Source organism: Spirochaetota bacterium (assembly GCA_017999915.1).
GTDB lineage: Bacteria > Spirochaetota > UBA4802 > UBA4802 > UBA5550 > RBG-16-49-21.
This window is the reverse complement of sequence record JAGNKX010000011.1, coordinates 115,349-133,610: the sequence shown is the minus strand read 5'-3', so window position 1 is coordinate 133,610 and position 18,262 is coordinate 115,349. Positions and strand designations below refer to the sequence as shown.

At 57.3% G+C, this 18,262-nt stretch carries 18 protein-coding genes; 6 read left to right on the top strand and 12 right to left on the bottom strand.

Going from position 1 to position 18,262, the window contains the following annotated elements; all coding sequences use genetic code 11:
* Positions 1–45 precede the first annotated feature (45 nt).
* On the top strand, positions 46–894 hold the full coding sequence (locus KA369_16395) for a hypothetical protein (protein ID MBP7737562.1): 849 nt from the start codon (positions 46–48) through the stop codon (positions 892–894).
* Positions 895–910: 16 nt separating this feature from the next.
* Here KA369_16395 and carA read toward each other — a convergent pair whose 3' ends face one another.
* The 6 genes from carA to KA369_16365 form a co-directional block, all read right to left on the bottom strand.
* Positions 911–1,996, bottom strand: a complete 1,086-nt coding sequence (gene carA / locus KA369_16390) for a glutamine-hydrolyzing carbamoyl-phosphate synthase small subunit (GenBank protein ID MBP7737561.1) — start codon at positions 1,994–1,996, stop codon at positions 911–913.
* A gap of 148 nt (positions 1,997–2,144) precedes the next feature.
* Positions 2,145–2,828, bottom strand: a complete 684-nt coding sequence (locus KA369_16385; protein ID MBP7737560.1) for an SH3 domain-containing protein — start codon at positions 2,826–2,828, stop codon at positions 2,145–2,147.
* Between the two features lie 193 nt (positions 2,829–3,021).
* A complete protein-coding gene (locus KA369_16380; protein ID MBP7737559.1) occupies positions 3,022–3,579 on the bottom strand; it encodes a DUF3592 domain-containing protein in 558 nt (185 codons plus the stop codon).
* Entirely contained in the window at positions 3,576–3,908 is a 333-nt protein-coding gene (locus KA369_16375) for a hypothetical protein (GenBank protein MBP7737558.1), read from the bottom strand. Before KA369_16375 ends, KA369_16380 begins: the two co-directional genes overlap by 4 nt.
* A gap of 15 nt (positions 3,909–3,923) precedes the next feature.
* Positions 3,924–4,685 carry a class I SAM-dependent methyltransferase gene (locus KA369_16370; GenBank protein MBP7737557.1) on the bottom strand — a complete coding sequence of 254 codons (762 nt, stop codon included), beginning with the start codon at positions 4,683–4,685 and terminating at the stop codon, positions 3,924–3,926.
* A 140-nt stretch (positions 4,686–4,825) separates the two neighbouring features.
* Entirely contained in the window at positions 4,826–5,281 is a 456-nt protein-coding gene (locus KA369_16365) for a DUF4019 domain-containing protein (GenBank protein ID MBP7737556.1), read from the bottom strand.
* Positions 5,282–5,389: 108 nt separating this feature from the next.
* Between KA369_16365 and KA369_16360 the strand changes: the two genes are divergently transcribed.
* Positions 5,390–5,806 (top strand): hypothetical protein, encoded by a 417-nt coding sequence (locus KA369_16360; protein ID MBP7737555.1) that lies wholly within the window; start codon positions 5,390–5,392, stop codon positions 5,804–5,806.
* 41 nt (positions 5,807–5,847) lie between these two features.
* Here the strand turns inward: KA369_16360 and KA369_16355 are convergent, their stop codons facing one another.
* Complete coding sequence (locus KA369_16355) at positions 5,848–6,327, bottom strand: GNAT family N-acetyltransferase (GenBank protein ID MBP7737554.1); 480 nt, start codon at positions 6,325–6,327, stop codon at positions 5,848–5,850.
* Positions 6,328–6,489: 162 nt separating this feature from the next.
* Here KA369_16355 and KA369_16350 point away from each other — a divergent pair, with 162 nt between their 5' ends.
* Positions 6,490–7,143, top strand: a complete 654-nt coding sequence (locus KA369_16350) for a hypothetical protein (GenBank protein MBP7737553.1) — start codon at positions 6,490–6,492, stop codon at positions 7,141–7,143.
* Positions 7,144–7,211: 68 nt separating this feature from the next.
* On the top strand, positions 7,212–7,394 hold the full coding sequence (locus tag KA369_16345; GenBank protein MBP7737552.1) for a hypothetical protein: 183 nt from the start codon (positions 7,212–7,214) through the stop codon (positions 7,392–7,394).
* 47 nt (positions 7,395–7,441) lie between these two features.
* Here the strand turns inward: KA369_16345 and KA369_16340 are convergent, their stop codons facing one another.
* The gene (locus KA369_16340) at positions 7,442–8,197 is read right to left on the bottom strand and encodes a hypothetical protein (protein MBP7737551.1); all 756 of its coding nucleotides are present in this window, start codon (positions 8,195–8,197) and stop codon (positions 7,442–7,444) included.
* A 296-nt stretch (positions 8,198–8,493) separates the two neighbouring features.
* Between KA369_16340 and trkA the strand changes: the two genes are divergently transcribed.
* Together trkA and KA369_16330 are read left to right on the top strand one after the other, a co-directional pair.
* Positions 8,494–9,837, top strand: coding sequence for a Trk system potassium transporter TrkA (gene trkA, locus KA369_16335; GenBank protein ID MBP7737550.1), 1,344 nt, complete (start codon positions 8,494–8,496; stop codon positions 9,835–9,837).
* Positions 9,838–9,850: 13 nt separating this feature from the next.
* The gene (locus KA369_16330) at positions 9,851–11,302 is read left to right on the top strand and encodes a TrkH family potassium uptake protein (GenBank protein MBP7737549.1); all 1,452 of its coding nucleotides are present in this window, start codon (positions 9,851–9,853) and stop codon (positions 11,300–11,302) included.
* Positions 11,303–11,315: 13 nt separating this feature from the next.
* Here KA369_16330 and hisD read toward each other — a convergent pair whose 3' ends face one another.
* From hisD to KA369_16310, 4 genes are all read right to left on the bottom strand, one after another.
* Entirely contained in the window at positions 11,316–12,620 is a 1,305-nt protein-coding gene (hisD, locus tag KA369_16325; GenBank protein ID MBP7737548.1) for a histidinol dehydrogenase, read from the bottom strand.
* 303 nt (positions 12,621–12,923) lie between these two features.
* A complete protein-coding gene (locus tag KA369_16320) occupies positions 12,924–14,480 on the bottom strand; it encodes a PAS domain S-box protein (protein MBP7737547.1) in 1,557 nt (518 codons plus the stop codon).
* 126 nt (positions 14,481–14,606) lie between these two features.
* Positions 14,607–15,272, bottom strand: coding sequence for a response regulator transcription factor (locus KA369_16315; GenBank protein ID MBP7737546.1), 666 nt, complete (start codon positions 15,270–15,272; stop codon positions 14,607–14,609).
* A 244-nt stretch (positions 15,273–15,516) separates the two neighbouring features.
* A complete protein-coding gene (locus KA369_16310; GenBank protein MBP7737545.1) occupies positions 15,517–18,252 on the bottom strand; it encodes a PAS domain S-box protein in 2,736 nt (911 codons plus the stop codon).
* Positions 18,253–18,262 lie beyond the last annotated feature (10 nt).

Below are 18,262 nucleotides of genomic sequence, written 5' to 3'. Positions count from 1 at the left end.
GGCAGGGCCATGCAAGGTCTGTGCCCTTAAACAGGGAGCATGTTCATGAAAAAATACATAATACCCATCCTTATCATCCTTGTCACCGTCACGGGCTGTGAAAGCTCGCTCTACAAGGTCCTGTATAATTCCCTCGATTCCTTTATTTATCACGGGATAACCGGCTACGTGGACCCGAACCCGGAGCAGGAGCGGATGCTCCGGGGAAAGATCGACGTCTTCATGGGGTGGCACCGTCGCGAGGAGCTGCCGAAGTACGCGGCCACGCTGCGGCAGCTCCGGGGCCGCGTGGCCGCAGGACTCAGGGAGGCTGACATGCTCTGGATGAAGCGGCGCGTCGAGGCCCACGGAGCCGACCTCTTCAACGCGGTGTCGGACGATGTGGTCGCGCTGCTCCTCTCCCTCGGGCCGGACCAGGTGGACCGCATGGAGCGGAAGATGAACGAGAATATCGCTAAAATGGAGAAGGAGTCTTCGGTGAGCGATGATAAGCGCTTCCGAGAGTCGGAGCGTTCCGTGACGCGGATGATGGAATTTCTTTACGGCCCCCTCTCGGAAAAGCAGAAGGCGGAGATAGGCCGGGGCGTGCGCTGGGTCGACAACCTCGACGCAGAGCGGATCCGCCTGCACAGGGAACGGCAGGCCGAGTTCCTGGCCCTTATCAGGGGAAAGCCGGACCGGGCCGCCCTGAAGGGGTACCTCGCGCGCCTGATCATCAACCCGGAGCGGTCCTATCCGGGCTACTACCGGGAGCGGGCCGAGCGCCGCGACAGGACCATCGTCGAGGGCTTTCTCAGGTTCGACCGGGAGCTGGTCACGGCTGACCAGAGGGCCCATGCCGTGAAGAAGATCGACATGCTTATCCAGGTGCTGAATGAATTGAACAGGGGATGACGCGAAAGCGTCCGGATCAATCGCCGCAGACCAGGCGGTGGAACTGCTCGAAGAGATAGTGCGAATCCTGCGGGCCGGGGCTCGCTTCCGGGTGGTACTGCACGGAAAAGATGGGCAGCGATTTATGACGGAGCCCTTCCACGGTCTTATCGTTCAGGTTCACGTGGGTGATCTCGATATTGGCGTCGTGCTTCAGGGATTCATAGTCGACGGCGAAGCCGTGGTTCTGCGACGATATCTCCACGTTCCCGGATTCCATGTTCTTCACCGGCTGGTTCGCGCCGCGGTGGCCGAATTTCAGCTTGTAGGTGCGTCCCCCCAGGCCCAGGCCCAGGATCTGGTGACCCAGGCAGATGCCGAAGGTGGGGACCCGCTTTTCCACAATGCCCTGGACCAGGCCTTTGCCGCAGGCGACGGCGGCCGGGTCTCCGGGGCCGTTGGAGAGGAATATCCCCTTCACGCCGTCGGCCAGGACCTTTTCCAGCGGCGTCGTGGATGGATACACCCTCACGGAAAAGCCCGCTTCCGCGAGGAGGCGGAGAATGTTCGTCTTGACGCCGAAATCGTACACGCCCACGAGGGGCTTTGACGGGTCGATCGTTCCGAAGTCATAGGGCTTTTTACAGGAGACGCCCGACGCCAGGTCGAGCCCTTCCATCAGGGGATGGGCCAGGAGCCGCTGCACCGCGTTCTTCCGGTCGAGGAAGATGCCGCCGCGCAGCGCCCCCTTGTCGCGGATGTGGAGGGTGAGCTTCCGTGTGTCGATTCCCTCGATGGCCGGGACCCTGGCGTCGATGAGGTACTGCCCCAGGGACCCGGTGGCGCGGAAGTTCGAGTAGCTCTTGCTGTACTCCTTCACCACGAAGCCCGCCGCCTGGACGCGGTCGGATTCGACGTCCTCTTTGTTTACGCCGTAATTGCCGATCATCGGATAGGTCATGGTGACGATCTGGCCGTTGTAGGAGGGATCGGTGAGCACTTCCTGGTAGCCGCTCATGGAAGTGTTGAACACGACCTCGCCGATGGTCTCACCCTCGTATCCGAACATGACGCCTTCGAACTCGGAGCCGTCTTCCAGGATAAGGTAGGCTTTGGCTGGCATGGGGCAGTGCTGCTCCTTCTAAAGTTACCCGTGGTTAATTCGGGGGCTTGTTATTGTCAATAGCATTAATGGGCCTTTGTATAAAAATTTACATTAATGTAATAGACAGGATCCGCCTTTCAATGATTCCCGCTTGTTATGGTGATGATCATTTTCCGACTGTGGCGTCCAGCTTCTTGTCGACAATGTCAAGGCAGCCGGGCATCCTGAAGGTTCCCCGGTAGACGCCTTTTTTCCTGGTGATGATAACCTGGCCGTTGCTGAAATTCTTCGTCCAGTGCGTCTCGGTTTCGGCCACATGGTGGCCTTTGCCGGTGCCCTTGATTATCAATTGAATAACGCCTTTTTTCACCACGGCGCGGTAGGTCCCCTCGAACTTCATGTCGCCGCTCCCGTGGAGGAGGCAGTCTCCCTTGAACTGCCCGTCGGGGAGGATCTCGAATCCTGTCGAATCTGCTCCCTCGACCTCCTCAATGGAAAAGGAAAAGGACCCTCCGATGATGTCGTTCAGGGTCAACTCCTCCTCTATCTCGACGAGGAATCCGCCGAATACCCAGCCGAGCCATTGTTCGCCATAGGAGATTCTGGTCCACTTTCCCTTTTTGCCGTCAATGGTGATCTCCCGGTCCTGTTCTTCCAGTGACATCACCTTTGCCCCGTTCGGGATTGTCACCAAAACTGCCGCGTTGAGATCCGGGCTTTCCCTGAGGCGGAGACCCCGCGGCGCGTCGACGCGGCAATAGGTTTCGGCACGGGCGGTTTCAATGTTTCCGGACAGAAGGGTCATGGCGATAAGTATGGCACATATGGAAAGGAGATATATACGGTTCATGGAATCACCTCGATTGGGATTTATCTATGGAAGCCATGGCCTCCATGATCTGTCAAGATTTTCATCACCAGGTTCCATCTGAATATCAGCGCTCCAGGAATGCAGTATAGAATCCCCGCGGCTTTCTCCAGATAAAAAACGGCTTTCCCGCTCAACCGGGCCCGGCAGGTCTGCGGTTCCATGGCGCGGGCCGCTACACCTGTATTATTCCGGCCAGTGCAAGGGAGAAAAGGACAGCCGTTATGACGAACGTGACCAGGCCCGCCAGGATCGGAAGGAGGCCCTTTCTCTCCAGGAAGGACTCCTCCGGCCGCGACGGATTGTAATAGACCTGGACGGTCTTTCCCTCGGGGAACCTGCCGGCTACTTTTGCGGCCATTGACGGGAAGGAGGAGCTCCAGCTGCCGGAAGGATGTATGGTGCTGGAGGAATATTCCGCTGCGCCCACATTATACGTGTAGGAAATATTGGGCCGGTATTGCACTCCCTCTGAATCGTCGATTTCGCTTACCCGGGAATCGGTGATAATGGCCCGGGCGGTGCTCCAGCCGTATGATCGGAGGTAGCGTATCAGGATTTTTAAAAAATAGGCCGCTCCGCAGAGGGCGACGATGATACCTCCGGCGTGAAAATAGCTGCCGGGGAGCTCCGGGATGGCGATCCTGTTTTTCGTGATGCCGATGGCGATGCCGAGAAAGGCAATGATAACCAGTATGTTCCACGGCCTGAACACGATGATTCTTTTTTTCATATCTTTTTCATCTCCCACACGGTCCCCTTCGGGTCAGGGCAGTGGAGCTTGTATATCTTCCGGTTCTCGCCGTTCCATGAGGGGAACCCGAGGGTAACCCGCCAGGTGTAAAGTTTCAATACATGCATCAGGGCTTCGCACACACCCTGCGGTTCCTGATAAGGATTCTTGAATATGAACACATCGCCAACGTTGTGCGGGCACTCCTCGTTTTTTTCAATGCACCGTATTTCGATCGCGCCGACCCTGTTCCAGAACTCCCTGTATTCCGCATGGTTGCGGATCTTCTCCATGTCCACATGGAGGTCCAGTTTATCCATGTCGCTCATGATATCCCCCTTTTTTTACTTTTCGGCAATGACCAGCATCTCGAAATCCTCCGTGGTGAGCCTGTCATTCCTGCTGAAGGCGCCCAGCTTGGCGCCGAAGATATCGATCGTTGTGAAGCCGAGGGATTTGAGGAGCCAGGTGATTTCCGAGGGCACGTAATACCGCTCGTTGCTCTGCAGCTCCTTTTTGTTCCCGGAATCGTCTTCGAAGACCGTCGTGTTGTGGTCGCGGAAGGTCATCAGGTCAAAGGTGTTGTTCTCGTAAGTGGCGTTGCCTTCTTTTGTGACTTTCTCCATGAAGTCCTTTACGGAATGGAACAGGGGGAACAGGCCGTTCAGGGTGGTGAAGATGAGCTTCCCCTTCGGTTTCAGGCTCCGGGCGGCGCTCTGCAATATTTGGTAGTTCATCTCGTCGGTTTCCATGAGGGGAAATCCCCCTTCGCAGAGCATGATGGCCAGGTCGAACTCCTCTTTAAAGGGAAGGTCCCTGGCGTCGTGACGCCGGAAGTCTATGGCCAGGTTTTCCTTCGCCGCCTTCTCCCGGGCCCTGGCCAGCTGGGACTCGGACAGGTCCACGCCGGTGATCCTGTAGCCACGCTTTGAGAGCTCGATGGCGTGCCTGCCGGTGCCGCAGCCGATATCGAGGATGCCGGTTTTCTTGTCGTGGCCGATCTCCTTCTCGATGAAGTCGCATTCACCCACCGTTCCCTGGACAAAGCATTCTTCGTCGTATTTCCTTCCGTAATTTTCAAATAGCGCTTCATACCATTGCTTCATGAATGTTCCCTCTATTGAACTATGTTTCGGGAGATATTATAGTACAGGGTTCCTGCGATATCTATAATTAATTACTATTATTTAAAAAAATAAACATGACCATGGCGGCGGTGAAGACCAGGGTAAAGACCTTTATGGCGCTATTTGACGTAATATCCCGACACCCTCCATTTCCCGTCCCTGTCCTTCATCGGGGTGACCGTTTCAACTGAATCCTTTTTGTTTTTGAATTTGGTCCTGTAGGTGATGACCACGTACTCCCCGTCGGGGGCCCCCGGCAGGGACGTGACGTATTTCCTGGAATCGAGGGCCCTGATCAGCACAGCGCCGAAGGGCTTCCGCGACGAAGACATGAGGCCGATCCACCGCTCCCGCGGCACCGATCTCTTGAAGAAGTCCGCCGTCTCGTCCCAGCTCCGGCCATACTCTTTTTCGTCGACCAGCTGGAGCCACAGGGTCGAGACCACCACGGCGTTGTTCTCGATCTTTGAAACGTCGGCCGGCGCCCGGCCCGGTTTGTCCTTGGCGCAGTGCGTTGACACGACCGCAAGGGCGATTAATAACATGGCAATGCCGGCCCGGCCGATTGTTTTCATGGATGGCTCCTTTGACAGGGTGTTAAGTGATTGACATGTTGAATAATCATGAACAATGATCTGTCAAACAATATTTATATCGAATCCGGATCATACCAGGGTGCTGTCATGCCAAGAGAATTCGCCATTATCATGGGATTGATATTGTTCGTCATAGCCTCGGTGAACCTTGTCATCATCCTGTACGAGTGGCACTGTGACAAAAAATTGGTCCGCACCGGGGCTGAGGCAACCGGAATCATAACGGACGCTGCCACCTACCCGGAAATAGAAAACGTCAATTCCGGCCAGTACCGGTTTTACGCTGAATTCATGGCCGGTGGCGTGACCTATCACGCAAGCTCCCGCTTCGTCAGCGGATCGAAGGACGAATTTCTCGGAAAGGAAATCGCCATACTCTATGATCCGAAAAACCCCGGGAAGTCGCGCTTCAAGAACGACATCAGCGTGATCCGCAATGAATTTCAATATGTTGTTGTTTTGTTGGCCGGCATCGGTCTTGTTGTCTACGGCGTTTTCTTTTAGGCCGTAGTATACGATTCAGCCCGGGCCCCGGGAATTCCGCGTTACAGCTTCATCTCCATGAAGCATACGGTGAAGGGGAGGTGATCGAATTTTTTCCTGTTCACCTCCCTGAATCCGAGTTTTTCATACCATTGCTTCAACTCGGTGTGCTCGTCAATAATGCCGATGGAAACGACCGTACCGCCGCTCTTTTTGATATGATCAAGGGCAAACCGCACAAGCTGCATTCCGAACAATCGATGGCGATAGGCGGGCGCCACCGCCAGTTTTTCAAGGAAGTAAAGGTCCTCTGTTGATTTTTCTATGGCGACAAAGCCGACCTGCGTGTCGCCGTCAAAGAGACCGAAAAACCGGGAGCCCTTCTTTTTTAATTCGAGCATCCTGTCATGGGTAACAAATGATGGATGGGTGGGGCAGTTTTCGCGGGTCAGGTTGAACCGGTCGGCCACCGATTGAAACGAATTTCGTATGACATCCACGCTTTGCTCAAGTTCGCTATCTATGGTTAATTCTTTAATCATGGTGTAGTCAAAATATGTGCAGTATTACTGTTGATGAATATAGTATGCGGAAAATTAGCGCAACAATAAAATTAATGACATGAGATGGCTTTTAGTTTACGATTGTAATCACAGTGCATGGCGCCTGAAGGTCCATTGAATATTCTCATTACAGGTGATAAGATGAACAAAATGTTATTGATTACAGCATGCGTCGTCCTGTCGCTGTCCTGCTGCGGCATGCGGATAAGTCACGACAATGAAGTCCATGTAACCGCCAAGCCGCTTCAAATCGATCAGGCCGAGTACGGCGCGATACGGAATACCTTTAATCTGTATCAGGTCATGCCGGTCAATGACCTGGCAGGCTCCCTGACGCCGGCATATCCGATGGCCATGGGAAAGGAGCGCATAAAGCGAACGGACTGCCTCTTTTATAGGGGCTGCACGGCTCCGGAAGGGTTTACCCTTATAATCAAGACCGGGGATGGATACAGGATAGCCCGGAACCAGGATGACCTGAAGAAATTCTTCGCCCCCATAGAAACGAGGGAAGAGGCCCTCAGTTACGCCTTTATCTCAACGGGGCTGAAGCCGGAATATAAATTTGACCTGGGAAAAAAACCCAGGACCTTTGTCTGGAAAATCAACAGCACCTATTCCATTGAGAAAGGCAACGGCTATGAAGTGAATCTTTTTGATTACCGCGAGTGCGGCTGCGGTCCCCATCCCTACACCATGAACATCTATCGTGTGGGCAGGAACGGCGACCTGATAAAAATCGAAACCGTGAAGTACTATGAAGACCCGGACCAGGACGGCCTGTGCGTGGATTGATTGATTGCAGCATGAAAAAGGATTGCAATGTATAACAGCGCGTTGTATCATTAGCCCGAGGTGGCCCTATGGATGAATTCAGGATGTGCCCGTCGTGCGAGTATACCCGCGGCTTCCACGCGGCCTTCAGGAAGGACCCGGAGGGGATCCGCATTGTCTTCATCTGCCCCGAGTGCGGCGCCTCCTTCGACATCGGAATCGTCGACAGCCTGGTCAGCGACCTGAAGCCGAAGCGCGGCGCCGATTATTAACGGACCGGGAGGCGTTTCCCGATCCGTTATTCCACGCCGCCGTCACACTACTTGATCTTGACGAACTCGCCGAACATCCACGCCGGGTCGGCCATGCCGGCCTTCACGTAAAACCAGTAGTTTTCCCAGTTCTGGACCTTTTCCTTTTTCTCGGTCCTGGCGTAGACGGTTATCTCGGTCTTTGCCGGCACTGAAAGGGAACGGTAGTCCGGATAGAGACGGAACTCTATCTCCTTTGCGCTGACGGAGGGCTTTGCCCGTAGCTTCACGTTGGAGGTCGTGACTGCCTGCTTTGCCCCGATGGCGATCACCGCGATTCCGTCCACGCGCTTTTTCTCCCCTGCCCTGACCGCGGAGTCTTTCACCGGGTACTCGAACTTCTGGTTCTTGAAATCGGCAGCCTGGGGATAACTGTAATTTTTCGGCCTGCAATGAAGATAGAGGGAGTAGAACACGGAATCGTCGTTCCTTACCACATTGCACACTATGTCGCCGGTGGCTTTTTTACAGTCCAGGACCGGGCCGCTCTGTTCCTGCCGGCATTTCACCGGCCGCAGCACGATGTCGTTGCCGGCTATCTCATAGGTCCCTTCGTTGTACCATAGGAAACCGCCGTCGATCATGTAATGCATGGAAAAGGAGTTGTTTTTCAGGAATTTGAGCTCCGACCCGCCGATGCCGCAGCAGCTGAAATAAAAATCGGTTTTCGATAAAAGGTTATGGTCCGGAGCCGGCATGGTAGTGGTTGCCGCGATGAGAAGGGATGAAAAAAAGATAAACCCGGCCATTGCTGTTCGTTTCATGCTGTCAAACCTCGAAAATTTCTAATCTGTAGCCTGAATAGATGATATTCCCCGATCGGGACGCTGACTGACAGAAGCCCCAATGCAGGCCCTTGTCAATGAGGATTTAAGGGGGCGCCGTTTTTTAGGAACAGACATGGATTAACGAATTGGAAAAAAACAATAGCGCCGGTAAGGACAGCCGCGCTTTCCAGCACCTCCTTCTTCCTAGTTCTTGACAAGATTTCAAGGGATCTATATATGTGAATCGGAGTTACTTTATCCGCATACCGGCAGACACAATGGGTGTGAGAACTATGCGTGCAGTGATACTCGGCGCGGGCGTCGTGGGAGTACAGATCGCCGCCCAGCTTATTTCCGAAGGCAAGGACGTGGTGATAATCGAGAAGGACCCGGAACGGGCCAAATACGTTTCGGGCAGGCTCGATTGCATCGTGGTGAACGAGGAAGGTACCGGGATCTCGGCGCTGAAACACGCAGGCCTGGAAGACGCCTCAATCTTCATCAGCGTCACCAATTCCGACGAGGTCAACATGATCGCCTGCGGCCTGGTGGCGAGCGAATTCAACGCGCCGGTGAAAATAGCCCGGGTGAGGAACCTCGACTATTCCCGGGCGAAGATCATGGAGAAGTCCTTCCTCGGCATCGACTACATCGTCAATTCCGAGGTCGAGACGGCGCGGCAGATCGCCAATACCATAGCCCTGGGGGCCGACAGCGACGTGATGCTCTTCGAGAACACCGACCTCCAGATGAGGAACGTCGTTGTCAGCATGGCGTCCTATTTCGCCAACAAGGCCGTCAAGGACATCCGCCACGCCATAAAGGAGCCCTTCCTCATGGCGGGCATCGTGCGCGAGAATGAATTCATCATACCGACGGGGGACACCGTCATCAGGGAGCATGACAATATCTATCTCCTGGCCACCCAGAAGGACTTCACGAAGATATTCATCCAGGCGGGGAAGCGGCAGGAAACGATAGACCGCATCGTCATCGTGGGGGGCGGCCGTATCGGCGAGCTGGCCTGCCAGTACCTGATCAGGACCGGGAGGAATATCACCATCATCGAGACGAATTACGACCGCTGCAAGGTCCTCTCGGACCGGTTCCCCGACGCCCTGGTGCTGAACGCCGACATATCGGATGAAACCATTTTCGAGGAGGAGGACCTGAACAACCGCGACCTCATGGTGGCCGTCACGGACAACCAGGAGCTCAACATGCTGGCGAGCCTCTACGCCAAGATCATGGGCATCAAGCGCACCGTCGCCCTGGTGACCAACGCGGGCTACCTCTCCATCGCGTCGCGCCTCGACATCGACGTGGCCATCAGCCCGAAGAACAGCACCGTAGACGCCATCATGAAGTACATCAGGCGGGGCAACATCAAAAGCCTTCACAGCCTCTTCGGCGGGAAGGCGGAGGTTATCGAGTTCCTCGCCAACGAAAAAAGCGGCATCGCGGGCAAGCACCTCAAAGACCTTGAGTTCCCGAAGCAGTCCCTCATTCTTTCGGTGGTCCGCGGCGAGAAGAATATCCTTCCCCACGGTAACATGATTATCGAGCCGGGTGACCTGGTCCTCATGGTGGCGGCGAAGGAATCGATCCCCGAGATCGAGCGGTTCATCCAGGACTGACGGGCGGAGCGCCATGAATCCCCTTATCCTCGCCAAAATAATTTCGATACTCCTCATCATCATATCCGGATTCATGACGATCCCGGCTGGAATCGCCTTCTACTCCGGTGAAAGCCGCTCCTTTGGCGCCTTCGCCGGGACCATCGCCGTCACCGCGGCATGTTCGGGGGCGGTTTTTTTCATGCTGAGAAGGAAGAGGGCCGTGGCCCTGTCGACCCGGGACGGGTTCCTCATGGTCACCCTGAGCTGGGTGCTGGCGTCGCTCATCGGCGCCATGCCCTTTTACCTTTCAGGGAGCATCCCCTCGTTTACGGACGCCTTCTTCGAGACCATATCGGGCTTCACCACCACCGGCGCGTCCATTCTCGCCAATGTGGAATCGCTGCCCCGGTCCATGCTTTTCTGGCGCTCCCTGACCCACTGGCTGGGAGGGATGGGGATCGTCGTTCTCACCGTGGCCGTCCTGCCCCTCATGGGCATCGGGGGGCTGCAGCTCATCCAGGCGGAAGCGCCGGGCCCCACGGTGGACAGGCTCACGCCCCGCATCGCCGGCACGGCGAAGCTCCTCTGGTTCATCTACATCGGATTCACCGTGGCCGAGACCATTCTCCTTATGCTGGGGGGGATGGACCTCTTCGACGCCCTGACCCATACCTTCGGCACCCTCGCGACCGGGGGATTTTCGGTGAAAAACGCCAGCGTGGGCCATTACCAATCGGCCTATATTGATGGGATCATCACGGTGTTCATGCTCCTTGCCGGCATTAACTTTACCCTTCATTTCCGGTTTCTGACCGGCAGGTTCAAAGTCCTGTGGCGGGACAGTGAATTGAAGGCGTACCTCCTGATTTTTACCTCCTCTACGGCCGTTCTGGCTTTTACGCTTTACGGGACATCGCAACAAACGGCCGGGCAATGCCTGCGATACGCTTCCTTCAATGTGGCCAGCATCATGACAACCACCGGGTTCGCCACAGTGGATTATGAACAATGGCCCATTATCAGCCAGATCATCCTTTTTATTCTCATGTTCGTGGGGGGGTGTACCGGTTCCACCGGCGGCGGGATCAAGGTGATGCGGCTGGTGGTGCTCTTCAAGCAGGCGCTCAATGAGATGAAGCTCCTGATCCACCCGCGCGGCGTTTTTACCCTGAAGCTGAGCGGGACCATGGTTAAAAAAGACATCGTCTATGGAGTGCTGGGATTCTTCTTCCTCTACGTGGCGATGCTGCTGGCTGTCACCTTCATCGTGGCGTCCGCCGATCATGACATTACCACGTCCTTCACCGCGGCCCTCACGACCCTGGGCAATATCGGGCCGGCCTTCGGGAAGATCGGCCCGATGGAGAATTATTCGTTTTTCGAGGACTACATCAAGTGGGTCCTCTCATTCTCCATGCTGGCGGGCCGCCTTGAGCTCTACACGGTCCTTGTTATCTTCCTGCCCCGCTTCTGGCGCCGGTGACCCTTTCCCTGTCCTACGATTCCTCAAAACGCACGTTCACGGACCCCCCGTGCTTGTCCTGGAAGCCTTCCACCTCCGACATGGCGCTCACCGGGCCCCGGGCCCGGGCCAGGGCCTGGCGGGACATGAGCTGGTAGGTGGTGCGCCTCATGAAGGTGTCCACGGACGTTCCGGAGGAGAAGCGCGCCGCGCCCCCCGTGGGCAGAATGTGGTTCGTGCCGGAATAGTAGTCGCCCACCGCCACCGGGGCGTAGTCTCCCAGGAAGAGGGAGCCGACGTTCCTGATGCGGCCCAGCCACTCCATCGGGTTCTCCACCATGACCTCCATGTGCTCCGGGCCGTAGCGGTTGGAGAATTCCACCGCCTCGGCTACGTCTTCGACCAGGAGGATCAGCCCGCTCTTTTCGATCGACTTTTTCTTGATGTCGTGGCGGCCGCCGCCGGAGGCGATGTCTTTCTCGATTTCGTCGCGCACCCGCTCCGCCAGGTCCCGGGACGTGGTGAGGAGGATGGCGATGGCCATCTCGTCGTGCTCGGCCTGTGAGAGGAGGTCCCAGGCGACCCATTTCGGGTTCGCGCGGCCGTCGGCGATGATGAGGACCTCGCTGGGGCCTGCCAGTGAGTCGATCTGGACCGCGCCGAGGCTGAAGAGGTAGGTCTTGGCCGCGGTCACGTAGATGTTTCCCGGCCCCACGATAATATCGGCCTTGGGCACGCTCTCGGTGCCGAGGCCCGCGGCGGCTATCCCCTGGGCGCCGCCTGACTTGACCACCGAGGATATGTTCAGCATGGAGCAGATGGCTCCTATGATGTCCGGGAGATTGCCGTTTTTGGCCGGGGGCGTGATGAGGGTGATCTTCTCCACGCCGGCGATCTGGGCCGGGATGACTCCCATGAGCACGGAGGAGGGATAGGACGCCTTGCCGCCGGGGACGTAGACCGCGGCGCTTTCGATGGCTTCGTACTTGACCCCCAGGACCGAGCCGTCGCCCCGGTCGCGGGCGATGTTTTCCCTGACCTGGAGCCGGTGGAACTCTTCTATATTTTGCTTGGCTTCCAGGAAGGCGCTGTAAAGGCCCTGGGGCGTGTTTCTCCGCCCCGCCTCGAGCTCCTCATGGGTGGCGATAATGGAATCGAGCTTCACGCCGTCGAATTTTTCAGTATAGGCCGCCACGGCCCTGTCGCCGGACTTCCGCACGTCGTTGACGATGGGTATGACCGTGTCGATCATGACCGAGGTGAAGTCCTCTCCGAAGCGGTTGAAGAGGCGGTCGAGCTCGGCCGTGGTGAGATCGCTCAGCGTTCTGATGGGGATCATCCTTCTTCTCCTGTGGTAATCATGCTTTTCCCGGCCATGACCAGTAATGTGTCAGGGCACTATACCATGGGCCGTAGGGTTCATGTCAATACTAATAAGGGATCGTTGAGAAGGGTGGCGCAATGGGAGGAGTTTTCATCTTCCTCCTCCCATTGAACGCCGGGGGGTTATGAGGTTGTTTATGAAGATCTACTATAACTGTCTTAAGTATACTCCTTAACGCTCCCTTCGTCAATAGACGTGTCCGTGGTTTATCGGAGACGGCTTACGTTATGGGTTCGTCAGGGAATCCCTGATAGCGTGTCAGACGGATTCCGACAGGGTATCGCCCTTAAAGCGTATCGTATAGGCTGTGCCGCCGTCCGAAACGACCGATACGCTCCCCTTGATCTGCTTGGTGAGCTCGCTGACAAGCTCCATGCCCAGGGTCGTCGCCGTTTCGAAGTTGACCCCGCCGGGGAGGCCGATGCCGTTGTCGCCTATCATCAGGGTGTTGACGCCGCGGCGGCTCCGTTTCAGGCTTATGGTGATGACGCCGTCCCGTCCCTCCGGGAATGCATATTTCATCGCGTTCCCCACTATCTCGGTGATCATGAGGCCGCATGGAACGGCTTCCTTGATGCCCATGAAAATCCGGTCCACATCGGCGGTCACGATGGATACCTGGCCCTTCTTCCCGCTGGAATGGAGCAGCTCCGCCGCCAGTTCCCCGATGTATTCGCGGATATCGATATGGCCCGGGTTGTCCGATGTGGACAGCTTCTCATGGACCTTCGACATCGAGCAGATGCGCTCGCTGCAGCTGCGGAGCATACCTGCCGTCTCCCCGTCGCCGATCCTGGACGACTGGAGGTTTATCAGGCAGGCGATGGCCTGCATGTTGTTCTTTACGCGGTGATGTATCTCCGTGAGGAGTGTTTCTTTTTCGCGGACCAGGGCTTCCGCCTTCACCAGGGCTTTTGTCAGCATCTCTTTTTCCGCGGCATGGCGCTCTTCCGCCTCGTCGAGCTCACTGGCCGCGCTGCGGTCCAGCTGCTCCAGGCTCTTGCGCATCTCGTCCATCACCTGTTCCATTCTTTTTTGGTCGGTGATGTCGCGGGAAACGACCATGAGCCGCTCCACCTTTTCCGAGTCGCCCGCCATGGGAGTGATGGTGACGTCCCACCACGTGGGGTCCATGCCCTCGGACCCGGCAAGGGATCCCTGGAAGGAGCCGCCCATGCCCATGACGGCCAGCTTGATGGCCATATCGACCGCCGCCTTTTCGACGCCTTTCCAGAAGTCGGCGAAGCTCCCATGGATGGCGTCATCCATGCCGCTGACGCCCATCTGCCGCAGGGCGGTTTTGTTCATGTAGAGGATTTTTCCCTCATCGTCCAGGAAAATGATGGAGTCGCCGCTGCTGCCGATGAAATGATTGAACAGCTGGTTGTAGTCCCTGATGGCATCATCGGCGGCCCGGGAGGCGGTAAGGTCTTCCATAATAAGCACCCAGCAGACCGGTCCTGTGTCGCGGTCTTTCATGAGATGAAACCAGAACCGGCCGCGGCGTATGCTGCCGTTCTTGCGTATGTAATCGGCCTCTATCTGGCAGCCGGCGCCCAGCTCCAGGTCCTGCGCGCGGGTATCGGCGTTCTCAGGGGCGTTCGCTATCAGGATGTCCTGCAGGGTAAGGCTCATGAGGTCGATCTCGGAGTAACCGGTCACCCGGGAAAAGGCACGGTTGGTGCGCATGATGCGCCGGTCAAGGCTCACGATGGCCTGGGGCGAGCTCGACATGTCAAAAGCGGTGTGATAGATCTCCTTGCTCTTGAGGATCGTATCCATTGAAACGCTGGATCTGTTGATTATTGTGTTCACAATGCCCCGCCTTTGCCTCGTGATGGCTATAATATACCGGCAGGTGCACCGGGGGACAATAGCATATGATGGGGTTTTGAGCTTCAGAATCTGTTATAAACGGTGGTGGATTCTGTTATGGGCATGTCAGCTTTGCTGGGACGAGACCCACTGGACGGCCGCCTTGACCAGCTCCGAGCCTTTTTGAATTCCCAGCTTGTCTTTTATCTTCTTCCGGTGGCTCTCGATGGTGTTCACGCTGATGTTGAGCTTTTTGGCTATATCGCCGGTGCTCAGGCCTGAGCCGATCATGCGGAAAATCTCCAGCTCCCGGTCGGATAGGGTCTCCGGCATCGATTCCGCGCCTCCCTCCTTTCCCTGGAACAGGCGGTCGATGATCTTCATGGATATCCTGCTGCTCAGGTAGAGCTCTCCCTTCATGACGACCCGGATCGCCTCGATGATCACCGCCGGGGCCTCTTTCTTTGCCACGTAGCCCCGGGCCCCGGCCTTGAGGGCCCGCTCGGCGTACACGTTCTCGTCGTGCATGGACAGGACCAGGGTCTTGATCCTGCCGTAGCGGTCCCGCAGGGCCTTGATCAGGTCGATGCCGCTGACCTCGCTTTCCAGGGAAATATCGACGATGGCCAGGTCCGGCTCCTCGTGGTTGATGCAGCGGATGGCTTCCTCGGCGCTGCCGGCCTCGCTGATGACCGTGAGGTCCTGCTCCCGCTCTATGACCTTTTTCATGCCCTGGCGCACCAGGGGATGATCGTCGACGATTATGATCTTGATGTTGTTTTTATCGGCCATAGCGCATTTAACCATCCATGGGCTGTTGGAGACGTTATTTTTGCATACTTCGTAATGATCTCCCCCTCCCTTGATGGGAGGGGATAGGGGAGGGTGTCAGTGATTAGTTTCCCCCGCCTGGCCTCCCCCATCAAGGGGGAGGAATCTAACTGTCTTAACATTTTATAGTATAGTACACATACCGGTGACCTGTCAATAATGATTCAGGGGATTTAAGGAATAACAGATTCCGCTATAAATAGTTTTAGAGATATGTCTCTATGAATTCCTTCCGTATGGCCGTCCGCACAATAAATCCACCGGGGGTGCTCTCAAAGGCGCAGGTGCCGCCGATGATGCCGGCCCGGTACTGCATGATGCGCAGGCCGATGCCGGTCTTATTGCGGAACGAATCCGGAGCGCCCGAGCCGTTGTCGAGGATCTCCAGGTGGATACACTCCGGATCGTCGGAAAGGACTATATCGATTCGGCCGGCGCGGCCGTGCTTGATGGCGTTGTTGATCGACTCGCGGCAGATGAAGTAGAGGTTTATCACCACGGATGAGTTGACGATCGGCTCCGTTACCCTGTTCTCGAGATGGCAGGTTATGCCGAAGAGTATTTCCGTGTCGTCCGCCAGCTCCCGCAGGGCCCCCTCCGCGTCGTACGACTCCAGGCGCGTGGTCCAGAGGCCGCTGGATATCTTCCGGGCGTGGTCGATCGATTCAGCTATGTTGGATGAAATCTCCTCGATGTCCTCCACCTCCGGGTATCCCTTTTCCTTCATGGAGCCCTTCAGCGCCTCGGCCAGGAAGGCGATGCCGGTCAGCTTCTGGCCCAGGCCGTCGTGAAGCTCCTGGCCGATCCGCTGGCGCTCCAGCTCGCTGATCGCCATGATGTCCTTCTGCAGGCGCCGCGTCTCGGTGATGTCATGGGCGAAGACGGCGAGCTTGGTCACGGTCCCCCGGTGGTCCGGCACCGGGTAGATGATCGTGTCGTACCATCCTCCGCCGAGGTGGTGCTCGAAGCGCACAGCCTTCCCCGTTCCGAAGACCGCGCTTATCTTCTCGCGGTAGCGCGCGGAACTCACGTCATCGATGAAGTCGAACAGCGATTTCCCCAGGATCTCGGCCTTGGGGCGGTGAAGCCGCTTTTCGTACTCGGCGTTGGCGTCCAGGATGGTGCCGTCCACCGTGACGAGGATGACCGGCTCGCTGGGGGAGTTGATGAGGGCCCGCGCCACCTCCTCGCCCTCGCGGAGCTTGATCTCGGTCCTCACGCGCTCCTCGATCTCGTTAACGAGCTTCTTGGTGCGCTCCCGGACCCGCAGCTCCAGCATCTCCTTCGCCTCCTGGAGGTTTTCCTCGAGTTTTTTGCGCGCCGATATGTCGCGGGCGACCACCTGGAAGCCGGTGATCCGGTCGTTTTTCATGATGGGAGAGACGAAGATCTCGACGAACATCTTCGTCCCGTCCCGGTGATAGATGGGCAACTCCAGCCGGTGAAGCTGGCGGGACCGTATGATCTCACGGTAGAGGGCGATGTAGTCCGGTATGGTTTCCCTGTCGAGGATGGGAAGCTCCGTCAGGTTGAGCCCCACCGCATCCTCGCGGGAATAGCCGGTGTGGGACATGTACGCCGGGTTGACGTTGAGGATGAACCCGTCGATGTCGAAGAGAACGATCGGCTCCGGCGACTCCTCGAAGAGGGCGCGGTACCGCTCCTCGCTTTCCCTGAGGGCGTTGTCGGCCCGCTTCCGTTCGATGATCTTCCATATGTCCTCGGCCAGGAGCTCCAGCATGTTCGCGTCGCTTTCGTCGTAATCGGTATCCTTGTTGCCCACGCCGATGATCATGGCGACGCGGTCCTGCTCCATTACCGGCACGGACATGTGCCGGTACACGGCGGTGTGCCCCGGCGGGAGCCCCTTTCTCCCCGGCGCGGACCCGTAGTCGTTGTGCATCACGGGCCTCCCGGTCCGGGCGCAGTCCGCCCATATGCCTGCCTGGCCCAGGGGGTGATGGGTGCCGGCGGTCGCGGTGCAGGTGCTCATGGCCTCCCGGGACCAGGCGTAATACTGCACCATGTTTTTGTCGGATTCTATGAAGTGCAGGTAGCCGATCCTGCTCCGGGTCAGGCGGACCGCCTCCTCTATGCCCAGGTCGATGATCTCCCGCTCGTGGAGGTGGGCGGATTTCTGGCCCAGGCTGATGAGGGCCTGGAGGCGCGTCTGGTTCAGCTGCAGGGCCGCTTCGGCCTCTTTCTGCTGGGTGATGTCGCGGAAGATCCCCTGGATCACGACGCGCTCCTCCATGCGGGTGACCGAGGTGTTGATGGTTACTATCTTGATCGCGCCTCTCTTCGTGACGATGGGAACCTCCACCGGCTCCGCGCTTCCCTTGGTCTTTTCCTCGAAAACGCTCTTGATCGCTTCTCCGTAGGTCCTGGGATGGAGCGCGGTGAAGTGGAGACGGACCATTTCATCCCGCTTCATCTCGAAGAGCCATTCGGCGGAGCGGTTGCAGTCGATCACCATGCCGGTCACCGCGTCGGCCCAGATCATGGCGTCCATGGCGTTTTCGAAGGCCAGGCGGAACCTGATCTCGCTGATCCGCAGCTTCCGCTCCAGGTCGCTCCGCTTCAGCGCGGTCTCGATGGTCGTGTACAGGTCGTCCATGCTGACCGGCTTGACCAGGTAGCCGTAGGGGTTAGTCTCCAGGGCCCGCTTGAACATCTCCGGCGAGCTGTAGGCGGTAAAATAGATCACGGGGACGTCCAGGTCCTTCTGGATCACGTGGATGGTGTCGATGCCGTCAAGGTCTCCCTCGAGGGAGATGTCGGTGATGATCAGGTCGGGCTTGATCTCCTTCACCTTGGCGACGGCCTCGGCCCCGGTGGCCACGGGGTCGCTCACGCTGTAGCCGATGCGGCGGAGGGTGTTGCGGAGGTCCAGCGCGGTAAGGCGGTCGTCCTCGATGATCAGTATCTTCGTGTTCTGCACCGGGCCTCCT

Coding starts and splice junctions, on each gene's coding strand:
- KA369_16330 (MBP7737549.1), top strand. CDS start 9,851: ATGAATCCCCTTATCCTCGCCAAAATAATTTCGATACTCCTCATCATC.
- trkA (MBP7737550.1), top strand. CDS start 8,494: ATGCGTGCAGTGATACTCGGCGCGGGCGTCGTGGGAGTACAGATCGCC.
- KA369_16365 (MBP7737556.1), bottom strand. CDS start 5,281: ATGAAAACAATCGGCCGGGCCGGCATTGCCATGTTATTAATCGCCCTT.
- carA (MBP7737561.1), bottom strand. CDS start 1,996: ATGCCAGCCAAAGCCTACCTTATCCTGGAAGACGGCTCCGAGTTCGAA.
- KA369_16340 (MBP7737551.1), bottom strand. CDS start 8,197: ATGAAACGAACAGCAATGGCCGGGTTTATCTTTTTTTCATCCCTTCTC.
- KA369_16360 (MBP7737555.1), top strand. CDS start 5,390: ATGCCAAGAGAATTCGCCATTATCATGGGATTGATATTGTTCGTCATA.
- KA369_16345 (MBP7737552.1), top strand. CDS start 7,212: ATGGATGAATTCAGGATGTGCCCGTCGTGCGAGTATACCCGCGGCTTC.
- KA369_16385 (MBP7737560.1), bottom strand. CDS start 2,828: ATGAACCGTATATATCTCCTTTCCATATGTGCCATACTTATCGCCATG.
- KA369_16395 (MBP7737562.1), top strand. CDS start 46: ATGAAAAAATACATAATACCCATCCTTATCATCCTTGTCACCGTCACG.
- KA369_16315 (MBP7737546.1), bottom strand. CDS start 15,272: ATGGCCGATAAAAACAACATCAAGATCATAATCGTCGACGATCATCCC.
- KA369_16375 (MBP7737558.1), bottom strand. CDS start 3,908: ATGAGCGACATGGATAAACTGGACCTCCATGTGGACATGGAGAAGATC.
- hisD (MBP7737548.1), bottom strand. CDS start 12,620: ATGATCCCCATCAGAACGCTGAGCGATCTCACCACGGCCGAGCTCGAC.
- KA369_16380 (MBP7737559.1), bottom strand. CDS start 3,579: ATGAAAAAAAGAATCATCGTGTTCAGGCCGTGGAACATACTGGTTATC.
- KA369_16355 (MBP7737554.1), bottom strand. CDS start 6,327: ATGATTAAAGAATTAACCATAGATAGCGAACTTGAGCAAAGCGTGGAT.
- KA369_16370 (MBP7737557.1), bottom strand. CDS start 4,685: ATGAAGCAATGGTATGAAGCGCTATTTGAAAATTACGGAAGGAAATAC.
- KA369_16350 (MBP7737553.1), top strand. CDS start 6,490: ATGAACAAAATGTTATTGATTACAGCATGCGTCGTCCTGTCGCTGTCC.